Raw genomic sequence first — 13,078 nt, forward strand, 5'->3', positions numbered from 1 at the left:
CGTGACCGACATCACCAACCTCTCCGCCGCCGCGCTCGCCGACCGCCTCGCTGCCGGCGAGATCTCCAGCGTCGAGGCGACACAGGCCCACCTCGATCGCATCGCCGCCGTCGACGGCGACATCCATGCCTTCCTGCACGTCAGCGACCATGCACTCGACGTCGCCGCGGACATCGACCGTCGTCGCGCGTCCGGCGAGGTCCTCAATGCTCTCGCCGGCGTGCCGGTGGCGATCAAAGACGTGCTCGTGACCACGGACATGCCCTCCACGAGCGGATCGAAGATCCTCGAGGGGTACATGTCGCCGTACGACGCGACCGTCGTCGCGCGTTCGCGTACGGCGGGCCTGGTTCCGCTCGGCAAGACGAACATGGACGAGTTCGCGATGGGCTCGTCCACCGAGCACTCCGCCTACGGGCCGACCCGCAACCCGTGGGACCTGGAACGCATCCCCGGCGGGTCGGGCGGCGGCTCCGCCGCCGCGGTCGCCGCCTACGAAGCGCCCCTCGCGCTCGGCTCCGACACCGGGGGCTCGATCCGGCAGCCGGCGCATGTCACGGGAACGGTCGGGGTGAAGCCGACCTACGGTGCCGTGAGCCGATACGGCGCGATCGCCCTGGCATCGAGCCTGGATCAGGTCGGCCCTGTCACCCGAACGGTGCTCGACGCCGGACTCCTGCACGATGTCATCGGCGGTCATGACGCGAACGACTCCACGTCGCTCACGGATTCCTGGCCGTCCTTCGCCGAAGCCGCCCGAGAGGGCGCGCGCGGCGATGTGCTCCGGGGTCTGCGGGTGGGCGTGATCCGCGAGCTCGGGGAGGATGGATTCCAGCCCGGCGTGACCGCGGCATTCCGCGCGTCGCTGTCGGCGATGGAGGCCGCGGGTGCCGATATCGTCGAGATCAGCGCTCCTCACTTCGAATACGGCGTGGCCGCCTACTATCTCGTGCTGCCCGCCGAGGCATCGAGCAATCTCGCGAAGTTCGACTCCGTGCGCTTCGGCATGCGCGTGAGCCCTCGCGCGGGCGCGACGGTCGAAGACGTCATGGCCGCCACGCGCGATGCGGGGTTCGGCGACGAGGTCAAGCGGCGGATCATCCTGGGCACCTACGCCCTCTCTGCCGGATACTACGACGCCTACTACGGCTCGGCGCAGAAGGTGCGCACGCTCATCCAGTCCGACTTCGACGCCGCCTTCGAGAGGGTCGACGTCATCGCCACCCCGACCGCGCCCACCACGGCGTTCCGCCTCGGCGAGAAGCTCGACGACCCGATGCAGATGTACCTGAACGACGTCACGACGATCCCGGCGAACCTCGCCGGCGTGCCGGGGATCTCGATTCCGGCCGGCCTCGCGGCGGAGGACGGCCTGCCCGTCGGCATCCAGTTCCTCGCGCCCGCTCGCGAGGACGCCCGTCTGTACCGTGTCGGGGCCGCACTCGAGGCTCGTCTTGTCGATTCATGGGGAGGTCCGCTTCTGGACCGCGCACCTGTCCGAGGAGGGGCACGCTGATGGCCGGTGGCAAGCTGATGGACTTCGACGAGGCGCTCGAGCGCTTCGAGCCCGTGCTCGGGTTCGAGGTGCACGTCGAGTTGAACACCCGCACCAAAATGTTCTCCGGTGCGCCCAATCCCGCCCACCCCGACAACCACGACGCCGCGCCGAACACCCTGGTGGCTCCCGTGGACATGGGGCTTCCCGGTTCACTGCCGGTGGTGAACGAGCAGGCGATCCGCTCATCGATCAGTCTGGGCTTGGCGCTCGGGTGCTCCATCGCCCCGTCGAGCCGATTCGCACGCAAGAACTACTTCTATCCCGACCTGGGGAAGAACTACCAGATCTCGCAGTACGACGAACCCATCGCCTTCGAGGGGAGAGTCGAGGTGGAGCTCGAGGACGGAACGATCGTCGAGGTCCCCATCGAGCGTGCGCACATGGAGGAGGACGCCGGAAAGCTCACCCACATGGGCGGTGCCACGGGCCGCATCCAGGGGGCGGAATACTCGCTGGTCGACTACAACCGCGCCGGCGTTCCGCTGGTCGAGATCGTCACCAAGCCGATCTTCGGTGCGGAGCACCGCGCGCCCGATATCGCGAAGGCCTACGTCGCCACGATCCGCGACATCGTGCGATCGCTGGGCATCTCGGAAGCGCGGATGGAGCGCGGCAACCTGCGCTGCGACGCGAACGTCTCCCTGCGGCCGCGGGCCGCAGCGGGACAGCCGGTGGCGCCGCTGGGCACCAGAACCGAGACGAAGAACGTCAACTCGATGCGCTCGGTCGAGCGCGCCGTGCGCTACGAGATCCAGCGACAGGCCGCGATCCTGGCCGATGGCGGCGCGATCGTGCAGGAGACCCGCCACTGGCACGAGGACACCGGCACCACGTCACCTGGGCGCCCGAAGTCCGACGCGGACGACTATCGTTACTTCCCCGAGCCGGATCTGCTGCCCGTCGCGCCGGCGCCCGACCTGGTCGAGAAGCTTCGCGCGGCCCTTCCGGAAGCGCCGGCGGCGCATCGTCGTCGCCTGAAGGCCGCGTGGGGGTTCACCGACCTGGAATTCCAGGACGTCCGCAACGGCGGACTGCTCTCGGAGGTCGAGGCGACCGTCGCCGCCGGGTGTGCGCCCGCTGCCGCCCGCAAGTGGTGGACGGGTGAGATCAGCCGCATCGCGAACGCGCAGGGTGCCGAGCCGGGAGCGCTCGTCACGCCGGCCGATGTCGCGGCCCTGCAGGCGCTGGTCGTGGCCGGCACCCTCACCGACAAGCTCGCACGGCAGGTGCTCGAGGCGATGATCGCCGGCGAGGGCACACCGCAGGAGATCGTCGACGCACGTGGTCTTGCCGTCGTCTCCGACGACGGCGCGCTCGTGGCGGCGATCGACGAAGCCCTGGCCGCACAGCCCGACGTGCTCGAGAAGATCCGGGACGGCAAGGTACAGGCCGCCGGAGCGATCATCGGTGCCGTCATGAAAGCGATGAGGGGGCAGGCCGACGCCGCACGGGTGCGGGAGCTCATCCTGGAGCGCGCCGCGCAGTGATCAGCCGGTCAGCCGACCGGCGTCGGCTGCGGGCGGCGTGTCGGTGGCCGGGAGCACGATAGAAGCATGGGACGCGGGGACGGTTCGGGGCGCATCGTGTCCGCCGCGGGCGCGGATGACACGGGGGCGGGAATCCTCCACGTCGACATGGACGCGTTCTATGCGGCGGTGGAGGTGCTCGACGACCCTTCCCTGGCCGGGAAGCCGATCATCGTCGGTGCGCCGAAGGGGCGCGGGGTCGTCTCGAGCGCGTCGTACGAGGCCCGGCGCTTCGGCGTGCGCTCGGCGATGCCCGTGGGGCAGGCGCTGCGCCTCTGCCCGACGGCGACCGTCGTCCCGCCGCACTTCGAGCGCTACATCGCCCTGTCGCGGCAGGTGATGGACATCTTCCGGGATGTCACGCCCCTTGTCGAGCCGCTGTCCATCGACGAGGCCTTCCTCGACGTGCGCGGGGCGCGACGACTCTGGGGGAGACCTGGGGAGATCGCACGGATGCTGCGGCGGAAGGTCCGCGATGAAACCGGCCTCACGTGCAGCATCGGCGCAGCGGCCACGAAGCACGTCGCGAAGATGGCGTCGACGATCAGCAAGCCCGACGGGCTGCTCATCGTGGCCGAGGCAGACACGCAGCGTTTCCTCGCTGCCCGCTCGGTACGCGCGCTGTGGGGCGTGGGGCCCAAAGCGGCGGAAGCGCTCGAATCGCGCGGACTGCGCACCGTCGCCGACGTTCTCGACGCACCCACATCGGTGCTCGAGCACGCTCTCGGCTCCGCGATGGCCCACCGCGTGTGGCACCTCTCCCGCGGGATCGACCCCCGCGAGGTCACGACGGAGCGGGTGGAGAAGAGCGTCGGGCACGAGGAGACCTTCGGCGAAGACATCGACGACCCGCGCGTGCTCCGCTCCGAGTTCCGGCGCCTCGCCGATCGTGTGGCGGCTCGGCTCCGATCGCACGGGTGGGAGGCCGGCGTCGTCGCGGTGAAGGTGCGTCTGTCCGACTTCACCACCCTGTCGAGATCGCAGACTCTCGCTGAGCCGACGTCCGTCGGTCAGCGGATCGGGGAGACCGCGATCGAGCTGTTCGAGACGGTGGCGCGGGATCTGCCGGTGCGCCTGATCGGGGTCCGCGGAGAAAAGCTCCGTTCGTCCGGCAGCGGAGCGCTGGCGCTCTGGGACGACGATGAGGACTGGCGGCGCGTCGAAGACGCGCTCGACGGCGCGACGGCGAAGTTCGGGAAGGGCGCTGTGACACGGGCCACCCTTCTCGGTCCCGCGAGAGCCGGTGGTGCCGCGCCGTCGCATCCGCGGGCCGACCACCCGCCCGCACACTGATCGGGATCTGTCCCCGCGGCTCGGATGCGGGTAGCGTGGACGACATGCCCAACATCGCACTCGAACTCGGCAAGCAGTCGGCGGCCTTCGGCGTCAACAGCGCGTATGGAGAACAGCAGGACGTCGACGGCGTCCGCATCGTTCCCGTCGCCCTGTCGTGGTCGGGATTCGGTGGCGGCAGCGACGACGCGGGCAACGGTGGTGGCGGTGGCGGTGGCTACGCGATCCCGCTCGGCGCGTACATCCGCCGCGGTGACGACCTCCGCTTCGAGCCGAACATCGTGTCGCTGCTCGCCGTCGCGATCCCCTTCGTGTGGGTCGCGGGTCGCTCGCTTAGCCGTGTCATCCGCATCCTCAAGAAGTAGTCGCGACCCGGTCGATCTCGCCCTCGCCCGTGCGGCCTCCGTCGTGCGGGATGCCGTTGCGGCGACCGCTGCGGCGAATCCGGTCGTGCTCATCGACGGTCGCAGCGGGGCAGGAAAGTCCTCACTGGCGCGACGTCTGATACGGGATTGGCCGATGCGCGGTCGCGTGCAGGCTGTCGCCCTCGACGCGCTCTATCCCGGATGGGACGGGCTGCGCGAGGGTGTCGAGCTCGCGCGAGAGCAGATCCTGATCCCTCATGCTCGCGGTGTCATCGGCGTGTGGCGCAGCTGGGATTGGGAGCGCGACGGGTGGGATGCGGCCCACGCCGTCGACCCGGCGCTGCCGCTCATCGTCGAGGGAGCCGGGCTTCTCACTCCCGGGACGGCGCCGCTGGGCGACGTCCGCGTCTGGCTCGAGTCTCCGGCGGCCTCCCGTCGGCACCGCGCGCTCGATCGCGACGGCGAGACCTACCGTCCGCACTGGGAACGGTGGGCGGCGCAGGAGGACCGCCACCTCGCCGAAGACGAGCCGGCGTCCCGTGCGACGCACGTGTTCCCCGTGCCCTGATCACGCCGTGAGGTGATCCGCGCTCGGCGATATCAGTCGTCGAGAGCCGTCATCAGGCCGTCGAGACGGAATCCCAGCCATTCGTAGACGCCGAAGCGGGGATCATCGACCTCGCCGTCGCTCTCCGTCCGGATCCCGAGGCGCTCGGCGAGCACGAGTCGCAGGGCGGCCAGGCAGCGTACCCACGCGGCCGCGGTGGGCGGATCCAGGGGAAGTCCCACCGGCTCGAGGTCGGTCGGATCCTCCGCGAGCAGGGGCGCCAACGACGCCACCACCATCGCGGCGTCGTCGCTGCGCCGCTCCAGGAGGGTCGGCTCGGTGAGGCGGCGGAATTCGGCTGAGCCCTGCGGGTCGTCGGTGTACGCATCGGGGACCAGTCGCGCGACCGCCGGGTCCTCCGTCGGTCGTGACGCCTGAAGCAGCTCGTCGAACTGCGTGACGAGGTCGGTGAGGTGCGTCGCCTCGAGTGGAGTGATCTCGAGGATCACGGTCTTGGCGTCGGTCATTCCGGTGCCTCTCTCACGGTCGCCCACAGTCCGTAGTCGTGCATCGCTTGCGCGTGAAGCTCCATCTGTTCGCGCGCTCCCTCAGCCACGACGGCATGTCCGTCGTGGTGCACGGCGAGCATGAGATGCTCGGCGCGATCCCGCGGATAGCCGAAGTACGTGCGGAACACGTGCACCACATAGCTCATCAGATTCACGGGGTCGTTCCAGACCACGGTCTGCCAGACGCGTGCGAAGTGCTGGCCAGCGGTGACGGACTGCTCGATCTCTGGGAGTGTCGGAGTCGTCGTCATGCCCACCCCAGTTCGTGCAGCTTCTCGTCGTCGATCCCGTAGAAGTGCGCGATCTCGTGAACGAGCGTCGTGTGCACCTCGCGGCGCAGCTCCGGCTCGTCGGCGCACCGGTCCAGGTGGGGCTCGCGGTAGACGATGATGCGATCGGGCAGCTCGCCCATGCCGTATCGATCACGCTCGGTCAGCGACCATCCGTCGTAGAGGCCGAGCAGATCGAGACTCCCGTCCTCCGGGCGGTCCTCCACCACGAACACGACATTGTCGAGACCATCCACCATGTCGTCGGGCAGTCGGTCGAGCTCGTCCACGACGAGCGCCTCGAATGTCTCGGCATCCATGTCACGCATTGGGGTGGCTAACGGGACTTGAACCCGCGACCCCCGCGACCACAACGCGGTGCTCTACCAACTGAGCTATAGCCACCATGTCCTCCCGCCGAGCGGGCAACCAGAAGATTCTCTCACATAATCGGAGCGAACGACGACACGACGGATGCCGCGGCGGTGCGTGCGTGATCGCTCGTCGGGCCGGGCTCCGGCACGAAGACCGCCTGGCGGTAGTAGGCCAGTTCGCGGATCGACTCCTTGATGTCGGCGAGCGCGCGATGGCCGCCGTCTTTCGCCGGCGCGTGAATGTATGCGCGGGGATACCAGCGTCGGGAGAGCTCCTTGATGCTGGAAACGTCGACGTTCCGATAGTGCAGGTAATCGTCGACGTCGGGCATGTACTTCGCCAGGAACATGCGGTCCGTTCCGATGGTGTTGCCGGCCAGCGGGGCCTTGCTCGGCAGGGGGGCGAATCGGCGGATGTACGCGAGAGTCTGCGCCTGCGCGTCCGCGAGGCTGACGCCTGCGGGGAGTTCGTCGAGAAGCCCGGAGGACTCGTGCATCGAGGTGACGAAGTCGTTCATATTGGCCAGCGCGGTCTGGGACGGCTTGATCACGACCTGGAATCCCGGGTCGAGCACACGCAGCTCGAAATCGGTCACCACGACGGCGATCTCGACGAGTTCGTCGACCGCAAGGTCGAGACCCGTCATCTCGCAGTCGATCCATACGAGTCTGTCGTTCTCGCTCCCGGCCATGGGCTCATCCTATCGATCGCGCCGACACCGGCCGCGTGCGCGCCGTTCGCTACTCTGGAAGGGCCCTCGTAGCTCAATGGATAGAGCATCGGCCTTCTAATCCATAGGTCGCACTTCCGGAGTCTCCGGGTCGCCGGCCGCAAGGTAGCCGGCGTAGAACTGCACCGGGTCGACCTTGAGCAGGCGAGCAATCGACTCGAGCTCATCGGCCAGGAATGCGGTCGTTCCGTTCATGCGCGTCGCGAGGACGCTGTTGGTGATGCCGATAGCGAGGGCGGCAGCGCGGACGGACCAGCGCTCGGCCTTCAGTGAGTCGTGCACGTAGGCGGCACGGGCGGCTCGCGTGTGGTCAGCAGCCGGGCGAAGCTCGGAGATGTTCGACATGTGACTGAGTGTATGGGTTTCCGGACATTATGTGCAAGTAGTCGGATCGTGAATTCGGATATCGGGAAAATGCCGCGTGTCGTAGGTTGACAGCGTCCGGATATCGGGACATGCTTTCCGGCATGACGCAGACCACTTCACGAATTGCGGACAAAGTACGCGGCGTCGCGGCTGAGAAGCGGTTCACCCAGGGCGCGATTGCTCAGGCGCTGGGCATCGCACGCAGCAGCGTAGCTGAGCGGCTCGCCGGTCGGGTCTCCTTCACGGCGGACGAGATTCTCAAGCTCTCTGCCGCGATGGACGTCCCGGTCTCACGGTTCTTCCCGGAGCCCTCCCTGGAGCGTGTCGCATGACCGCCGTCGAGACGTTCCGATTCGGAGCGCACGGCCTGCGTGCTCTCCTGATCGACGGCGAGCCGTGGTTCGTGGGGGCCGATGTCGCCGCCGTCCTCGGATACGACCGCACCTCGAACATGTCCCGCATGCTCGACGAGGACGAGAAGGGGACTCACATTGTGAGCACCCCTGGTGGAGATCAGGAGATGCTCACCATCTCCGAGCCGGGTCTCTTCGCGGCCGTGATCCGCTCGCGCATCCCCGAGGCGCGCGAGTTCAAGCGCTGGGTGACGCACGAGGTGCTCCCCAGCATCCGCCGCACCGGTTCGTACGCCGTGCCCGAGACGCGCGAGCAGCTCCTCGCCCGCGCCGTCCTCGAAGCATCCGAGGCGATCAAGGAGAAGGACGAGCACATCGCCGAGCTGACCCCGCGCGCCGAAGCGTGGGACGAGCTCGCATCCGCGGACGGCGACTACGAGGTCGCCGACGCTGCGAAGATCCTCGCCCGCGCCGGCGTCGAGACCGGCCGCCAGCGACTCTTCTCCCAACTCCACGGCCTCGGATGGATCTACCGCGGCACGCAGGGGAAGTGGACTGCGAAGCAGACCGCCGTGGATTCCGGCTACCTCCGGGAGAAGCCGCAGTCCCACCACCATCCCCGCACCGGTGAGCTGATCCTCGATCCGCCGCAGGTGCGCGTCACGCTCCGCGGGATCGAACGGCTCCGGGTGCGCCTCGGTGTCCTCAAGCCCGTCGAGATGGCGGTGGTCTCGTGAACGCCTCGACCGGACCCCAGCCCCGGGTCGAGTCGGAGGAGGTGGCCGCGCGCGTTGAGCGTCCCCAACGCGCTCCCCGCGCGGCCACCGTCATCACCACCCTGCTCGCGCTCCTCCCGGCGCTCGCGTTCTTCGCCGCGGACATCACCCGCATGACGATCGAGCGCGCCGCAGGCCTCCCGGGCCTCCCGTCCGGGATCACCCTCATCGGCCTCGGCTTCGCAGTCGCCTGGCTCTACGGCATCGGCGCCTTCCAGCGCCAGTTCTGGATCAGCGCGATCGCATCACCCGAGCACCCCGCGAGAGCCTGTCACGCCTGGACCGCCTCGACGGCGTCGGCACGCACACACCACGCAACGCGCAAACCCACCCCTGAACCCGCTCACCGTCACGAAAGGCACGATCATGACGGACCACACCACCCACGACTCACCCCTCGGACTCTGGAAGTCATTCGAACGCGCCTCCCGCGTCGCCTGGACGATGCAGCGCATCAACACCCTCGCCACCCTCGCAACACAGCTCGAGCCGAACGACCGGGTCGACGCGGCCCGCGGAATCTGGCTGGAGTACGTCGACGGACACGGCACCACCGACCTCGACCGCAACGAGGAAGCCCACATCCTCGCCGCGATCTATCAGTGGCTCCCGAAGTCCGATGTCGTGAAGTTCGCCCGCAACGCATGGGGCGACAGGATGCTCGACGCGCACGCCCGAGACGACCTCCACATCTCATGGTGGCCTGACGACTCGTCGGTGATCATCCAGCACACGACCCGCATCGGCACGGTCGCGACGCTCGTCCTCACTGAGACCTCCGCGACCGGCCGGCTGAGGTGATTGGCGTGATCTACGCGACGGCATTCGCCCTCGCGGTCGTCAGCCTCGCCCTGGCGACCCTCATCATCCACACCCACATGAGACCGCGGCGACGTACCGCCGCAGAAGGAGAGTGACATGGCAGTCAAGCTGTCGGGAACCCTGCCCAACGACATCGACCGCAACGGGATGTACCGCATCGCCGCGGAGCTCGTGAAGAAGCCCGAGCGGCGCCACGTCGTCGTCATGGTCGTCGACTGCGTGCGCACGACGATCGACCACAACGGCGAAGACGAGTTCACTCCGACCGCCGGCGCCCTGTTCATCGAGCCGATCACTGACGAGTCGGACGTCGACGACGTCGTCGAGATGATGAGCCGCGCGCGGGCGGAGCGCACGGGGAACGACACTCTCGATTTCGATTTCGGCGTCGGCACCGACCCGTTCGCGAAGGCGGCGAACGATCTCCGCACCGCCTCCGGCGTGTACGTCCATGACGACGAGGCGAGCAACGAGTGAACCGGTGGGAGGCGGGCGACGCGCTGACCGTCGGCAAGATCCGCTGGCAGGTCGTCGCGGTCATGCCCAGTGGCCCGAACCCGGTCCGCCTCATGGCGCTGAACACCATGACGAAGCGCACGTGGGCGACCACGCATCGGAACCTCCCGCGAAAGGTGGCGGCATGAACATCGGACACATCATCGTCCCCGGCGACGCGCCCCGCGAGCTGTGGTCGGCGGAGCGCGGCGAAGGTGTCACAGCGTCCGAGGCTCTGGCGGTCGCGCGCGGCGGGCTCAAGGCGCGCCAGGCGATCGCGGAGCGGAAGATGAACGGCTCCACGTTCCATGGCAACGCCGCCACCCGGGCCGGCAGCGCACGCGAGGCCGCGTTGCTCGACGAGGCGATGGAGATCATCCCCGGCATCGAGCCCAACTCGGCGCTGTGGGGCGCGCACGACAACGACCTGCACCGCGCGACGCCCGACGGCATCGGCACCGACGAAGAGGGGAACCTGCTCGTCGTCGAGGTCAAGTCTCACGAGTGGGGCTGGGAGCACGCCACCATCCCGGCAGACCACCGCGCGCAGCTCCAGTGGCAGATGCACGTCGTAGGGGCGGACTATGCGCTCTACGGCTTTGAGGTCCGCGACGAAGACGACCAACCCCCGATCGAGGGAGCGCAGTGGATTCGCGTCGACCGCGACGAGGAAATGATCGAGTGGCTCGTCGACCGAGCTGACGCTTTCATCTCGTGGCGCAACGACGGATGCCCGGCCGTCGATGACCTCCCGGACGACGTCGCTTCCGCGCTCGATGAATGGGCGCCGCTCAAGCGCGAGCTCGACGCGCTCGCGAAGCGCGAGAAGGCCGCAGCGGCGGCGCTCAGGAAAGCCACCGCGGACCTACCGCACGTCGAGCGGTTCGGAACCGTCGGCATGGGCGAGGCCGGGGGATTCCAGCTCAGCGTCGCCGAGATCGTCTCCATCGACGAAGAGAGGTGGAAGGACGACGACCCCACCGGTCACGCCGCGATTCAGCAGGCGCGCGCCGCCATCGCCATGGCCGAGGCGAAGGCGAAGCGCCTCTACCCGAAGATCACCCGCCGCCCGTCACTGCGATTCCAGGAGGCCACCAGTGTCTGACATCGAAACCCCTGAGCTGAAGACCATCGGCGAGGTCGAGCGCATCGTCCACGCATCCGGCGTCTGGGATGGCACATCCGCGGTCGAGTTCTCCGACGACGGCGAGAGCTGGCGCGAGGCATGGTCACCCACGGTCATCGACGGCAACGACGGCGAACCGATCCGCGTCGTTCAAGCACACCCGGAGTTCGCGCGCGTCACCGTGTACCGCAAAGACGTCCGGGTGCCCACGACGGTCACGATCCGGTGGGACGAGCAGGTGCCTGTCGAGAACGAGGAGTGGTCGGAGAACTGGCACCGCTCGCCGATGCGTCACTTCGGCCGCACCGCCCGCATGGTCGGATTCCGGCAGACGTTCCGCGACCTCCTGGGGGACATCCGCATCCCCGACGAGCACCAGCCGCCCGCCGAGCCCGATGTCGTAGAGCGCGACTGGGCCGCGGAGTTCGAAGCGGCAGACACCCCCGAGGCGATCGAGGACCTCGGAAAGTGGGCACGCGCCGCGCGGGCCTTCACCCCGGACGCGGACGGCACAGCGCTGCACCGTGCATGGCGCGACCGTCGCAAGCAGCTCATCGACGCCGCCTGGCGCCCCGAGGCGCCGGAGCTCTCACCCGATGAGCTCGACCGGCACCACGCGTTCTTCGGAGACCCGGCCCGGATTGCCGCCCCGCAGGATCACCGCCCCCCGCAGAACCGTGCACAGCGCCGCGCGGCGGGGCGAAAGAAGGGCCGCCGCTGATGCCCGACGTGAACCCGATCACCGGCGAGGTCGAGGAACCGGAGCACATCCCCGGCACCGACACCGAACTGGTGCCGTTGAACCTCTCGGCCATGAGCGAGGACGAGCTGATCGCGCTGTTCCCGACGCCCGTCCAGGCCGCCGGAGCGCTCATGTACGCGCGCAACGTAGCCCGCCGCGCACCCGCCGCGCTAGACACGTACCGCCGCAAGCTCAAGACCGCAGAGCGCGACCTGACCGTGGCGCTCGCACTCGGAGCGGAGAAGATTCTCGAGGTCTACCCGCGGATGCCGATGGGGGAGCGCCGTGACCTCGCGCGCGCGATCGATGACCGTGTGAAGGATGCACAGCTCGCCGCCGACACGGCGTGGCTGGAAATGGAGTATGCCCGCGACTTCGACCGCATGATCGGCCGGGACATCGACATCCTGCGATCACTGAACGCCAACCTGCGGGGTGAGCAGCGATGAGCAAGCCGACCACGGCCGTTCGCGACAGCACCTACGAGCGGGACATGCACCGGTGCGTGTCGTGCGGCGTCATAGTCGCGCTCTCGTTTCAGCACCGCCGAGCGGTCGGTAACGGCGGGTCGAAGATCCGCCCCACCTGTGAGGACGGGCTGACCCTCTGCGTGCTCTGCAACAACCGCGCCGAGCACGTGCTGCAAGCGCGAGCGCTCTACTTCGGATGGAAGGTCCGCCGCTGGGTGAAAGACCCCTCGCGCGTGCCCGTCTACTACCCGCACGAATTCGAGTGGTTCCGGCTCGTCGGCACCCGCCGAGAGAGGATCACCGCCGGCGCGGCGCACGAGATGATGCGCGATGTCTACGGCGACGAGCACGAGACGTGGAGGGCAGCCGCATGAGCATGCCCGAGTTCGCGATGACCTACGTCGTGTTCTGGCCCGAGCACAACGTGCTCAAGGTCGGCCGCGCATGGAGGTTCAACCGCGTCCACCGGATGACCCGCACCGGCGGACACATCATCATCCTCGCCAGAGGCACCGACGCCACCTGGGAACGCGAAGCGCTCCGCACACTCCGCCGATGGTTCCCGCAGGCCTTCCGCAACGAGACCGAAGCGACCGGCCTCCTGCTGATGGGCCGCGGCTGGTCGGAGTGCTTCCAGGTCGACGAGCACCACCTACAGCTCGCCGTCGACCTGTGCATCGAGGGATTCGCGAGAGG

19 protein-coding genes and 1 tRNA gene are annotated in these 13,078 nt (G+C 68.5%); 14 read left to right on the top strand and 6 right to left on the bottom strand.

The features are described 5' to 3' along the window. Position 1: 1 nt before the first annotated feature. The 5 genes from gatA (at position 2) to IM777_RS07640 (ending at position 5,310) form a co-directional block, all read left to right on the top strand. Positions 2-1,516, top strand: a complete 1,515-nt coding sequence (gene gatA, locus IM777_RS07625) for an Asp-tRNA(Asn)/Glu-tRNA(Gln) amidotransferase subunit GatA (protein ID WP_071043264.1) — start codon at positions 2-4, stop codon at positions 1,514-1,516. Then, on the top strand, positions 1,516-3,045 hold the full coding sequence (gene gatB / locus IM777_RS07630) for an Asp-tRNA(Asn)/Glu-tRNA(Gln) amidotransferase subunit GatB (RefSeq protein ID WP_194385146.1): 1,530 nt from the start codon (positions 1,516-1,518) through the stop codon (positions 3,043-3,045). Before gatA ends, gatB begins: the two co-directional genes overlap by 1 nt. Before the next feature lie 66 nt (positions 3,046-3,111). Beyond that, positions 3,112-4,377, top strand: a complete 1,266-nt coding sequence (dinB, locus tag IM777_RS07635; protein WP_194385147.1) for a DNA polymerase IV — start codon at positions 3,112-3,114, stop codon at positions 4,375-4,377. 44 nt (positions 4,378-4,421) lie between these two features. Further along, positions 4,422-4,742 (top strand): hypothetical protein, encoded by a 321-nt coding sequence (locus IM777_RS17230; protein ID WP_071043395.1) that lies wholly within the window; start codon positions 4,422-4,424, stop codon positions 4,740-4,742. After that, a complete protein-coding gene (locus IM777_RS07640) occupies positions 4,717-5,310 on the top strand; it encodes a nucleoside/nucleotide kinase family protein (protein ID WP_228481015.1) in 594 nt (197 codons plus the stop codon). Before IM777_RS17230 ends, IM777_RS07640 begins: the two co-directional genes overlap by 26 nt. 32 nt (positions 5,311-5,342) lie before the next feature. On the opposite strand, the gene IM777_RS07645 is transcribed toward IM777_RS07640, so the two are convergent. The 6 genes from IM777_RS07645 to IM777_RS07670 form a co-directional block, all read right to left on the bottom strand. Beyond that, positions 5,343-5,816 carry a DUF2017 family protein gene (locus tag IM777_RS07645; protein WP_194385149.1) on the bottom strand — a complete coding sequence of 158 codons (474 nt, stop codon included), beginning with the start codon at positions 5,814-5,816 and terminating at the stop codon, positions 5,343-5,345. Then, a complete protein-coding gene (gene clpS, locus IM777_RS07650) occupies positions 5,813-6,109 on the bottom strand; it encodes an ATP-dependent Clp protease adapter ClpS (protein ID WP_194385150.1) in 297 nt (98 codons plus the stop codon). The genes IM777_RS07645 and clpS overlap by 4 nt, the downstream gene beginning before the upstream one ends. Further along, positions 6,106-6,456 carry a metallopeptidase family protein gene (locus IM777_RS07655; protein ID WP_071043274.1) on the bottom strand — a complete coding sequence of 117 codons (351 nt, stop codon included), beginning with the start codon at positions 6,454-6,456 and terminating at the stop codon, positions 6,106-6,108. Before IM777_RS07655 ends, clpS begins: the two co-directional genes overlap by 4 nt. Further along, positions 6,457-6,532 (bottom strand) — tRNA-His (locus IM777_RS07660). A gap of 37 nt (positions 6,533-6,569) precedes the next feature. Continuing rightward, entirely contained in the window at positions 6,570-7,193 is a 624-nt protein-coding gene (gene orn / locus IM777_RS07665; protein ID WP_194385151.1) for an oligoribonuclease, read from the bottom strand. A 96-nt stretch (positions 7,194-7,289) separates the two neighbouring features. Next, entirely contained in the window at positions 7,290-7,577 is a 288-nt protein-coding gene (locus IM777_RS07670) for a helix-turn-helix domain-containing protein (RefSeq protein ID WP_194385152.1), read from the bottom strand. 122 nt (positions 7,578-7,699) lie between these two features. Between IM777_RS07670 and IM777_RS07675 the strand changes: the two genes are divergently transcribed. The 9 genes from IM777_RS07675 to IM777_RS07715 all read left to right on the top strand — a co-directional run bounded on the left by IM777_RS07675 (position 7,700) and on the right by IM777_RS07715 (position 12,756). Further along, a complete protein-coding gene (locus tag IM777_RS07675) occupies positions 7,700-7,930 on the top strand; it encodes a helix-turn-helix domain-containing protein (RefSeq protein WP_194385153.1) in 231 nt (76 codons plus the stop codon). Beyond that, a complete protein-coding gene (locus IM777_RS07680) occupies positions 7,927-8,688 on the top strand; it encodes a phage antirepressor KilAC domain-containing protein (RefSeq protein WP_194385154.1) in 762 nt (253 codons plus the stop codon). Before IM777_RS07675 ends, IM777_RS07680 begins: the two co-directional genes overlap by 4 nt. Positions 8,689-9,093: 405 nt before the next feature. Further along, a complete protein-coding gene (locus IM777_RS07685; protein ID WP_194385155.1) occupies positions 9,094-9,528 on the top strand; it encodes a hypothetical protein in 435 nt (144 codons plus the stop codon). Positions 9,529-9,645: 117 nt separating this feature from the next. Continuing rightward, entirely contained in the window at positions 9,646-10,026 is a 381-nt protein-coding gene (locus IM777_RS07690; protein WP_194385156.1) for a hypothetical protein, read from the top strand. Next, positions 10,023-10,193 carry a hypothetical protein gene (locus tag IM777_RS07695; RefSeq protein ID WP_194385157.1) on the top strand — a complete coding sequence of 57 codons (171 nt, stop codon included), beginning with the start codon at positions 10,023-10,025 and terminating at the stop codon, positions 10,191-10,193. The genes IM777_RS07690 and IM777_RS07695 overlap by 4 nt, the downstream gene beginning before the upstream one ends. After that, the gene (locus tag IM777_RS07700; RefSeq protein WP_194385158.1) at positions 10,190-11,149 is read left to right on the top strand and encodes a PDDEXK family nuclease; all 960 of its coding nucleotides are present in this window, start codon (positions 10,190-10,192) and stop codon (positions 11,147-11,149) included. Before IM777_RS07695 ends, IM777_RS07700 begins: the two co-directional genes overlap by 4 nt. Beyond that, a complete protein-coding gene (locus IM777_RS07705; protein WP_194385159.1) occupies positions 11,142-11,891 on the top strand; it encodes a hypothetical protein in 750 nt (249 codons plus the stop codon). The genes IM777_RS07700 and IM777_RS07705 overlap by 8 nt, the downstream gene beginning before the upstream one ends. After that, entirely contained in the window at positions 11,891-12,361 is a 471-nt protein-coding gene (locus IM777_RS07710; RefSeq protein ID WP_194385160.1) for a hypothetical protein, read from the top strand. The genes IM777_RS07705 and IM777_RS07710 overlap by 1 nt, the downstream gene beginning before the upstream one ends. After that, complete coding sequence (locus IM777_RS07715; protein ID WP_194385161.1) at positions 12,358-12,756, top strand: hypothetical protein; 399 nt, start codon at positions 12,358-12,360, stop codon at positions 12,754-12,756. The genes IM777_RS07710 and IM777_RS07715 overlap by 4 nt, the downstream gene beginning before the upstream one ends. Positions 12,757-13,078: the final 322 nt, after the last annotated feature.

Source organism: Microbacterium luteum (assembly GCF_015277875.1).
In the GTDB taxonomy this organism is placed as follows: domain Bacteria; phylum Actinomycetota; class Actinomycetes; order Actinomycetales; family Microbacteriaceae; genus Microbacterium; species Microbacterium luteum.

Coding starts and splice junctions, on each gene's coding strand:
- dinB (WP_194385147.1), top strand. CDS start 3,112: ATGGGACGCGGGGACGGTTCGGGGCGCATCGTGTCCGCCGCGGGCGCG.
- IM777_RS07655 (WP_071043274.1), bottom strand. CDS start 6,456: ATGCGTGACATGGATGCCGAGACATTCGAGGCGCTCGTCGTGGACGAG.
- gatB (WP_194385146.1), top strand. CDS start 1,516: ATGGCCGGTGGCAAGCTGATGGACTTCGACGAGGCGCTCGAGCGCTTC.
- IM777_RS07700 (WP_194385158.1), top strand. CDS start 10,190: ATGAACATCGGACACATCATCGTCCCCGGCGACGCGCCCCGCGAGCTG.
- IM777_RS07710 (WP_194385160.1), top strand. CDS start 11,891: ATGCCCGACGTGAACCCGATCACCGGCGAGGTCGAGGAACCGGAGCAC.
- IM777_RS07715 (WP_194385161.1), top strand. CDS start 12,358: ATGAGCAAGCCGACCACGGCCGTTCGCGACAGCACCTACGAGCGGGAC.
- IM777_RS07675 (WP_194385153.1), top strand. CDS start 7,700: ATGACGCAGACCACTTCACGAATTGCGGACAAAGTACGCGGCGTCGCG.
- orn (WP_194385151.1), bottom strand. CDS start 7,193: ATGGCCGGGAGCGAGAACGACAGACTCGTATGGATCGACTGCGAGATG.
- IM777_RS07685 (WP_194385155.1), top strand. CDS start 9,094: ATGACGGACCACACCACCCACGACTCACCCCTCGGACTCTGGAAGTCA.
- IM777_RS17230 (WP_071043395.1), top strand. CDS start 4,422: ATGCCCAACATCGCACTCGAACTCGGCAAGCAGTCGGCGGCCTTCGGC.
- IM777_RS07645 (WP_194385149.1), bottom strand. CDS start 5,816: ATGACCGACGCCAAGACCGTGATCCTCGAGATCACTCCACTCGAGGCG.
- IM777_RS07690 (WP_194385156.1), top strand. CDS start 9,646: ATGGCAGTCAAGCTGTCGGGAACCCTGCCCAACGACATCGACCGCAAC.
- clpS (WP_194385150.1), bottom strand. CDS start 6,109: ATGACGACGACTCCGACACTCCCAGAGATCGAGCAGTCCGTCACCGCT.
- IM777_RS07680 (WP_194385154.1), top strand. CDS start 7,927: ATGACCGCCGTCGAGACGTTCCGATTCGGAGCGCACGGCCTGCGTGCT.
- IM777_RS07670 (WP_194385152.1), bottom strand. CDS start 7,577: ATGTCGAACATCTCCGAGCTTCGCCCGGCTGCTGACCACACGCGAGCC.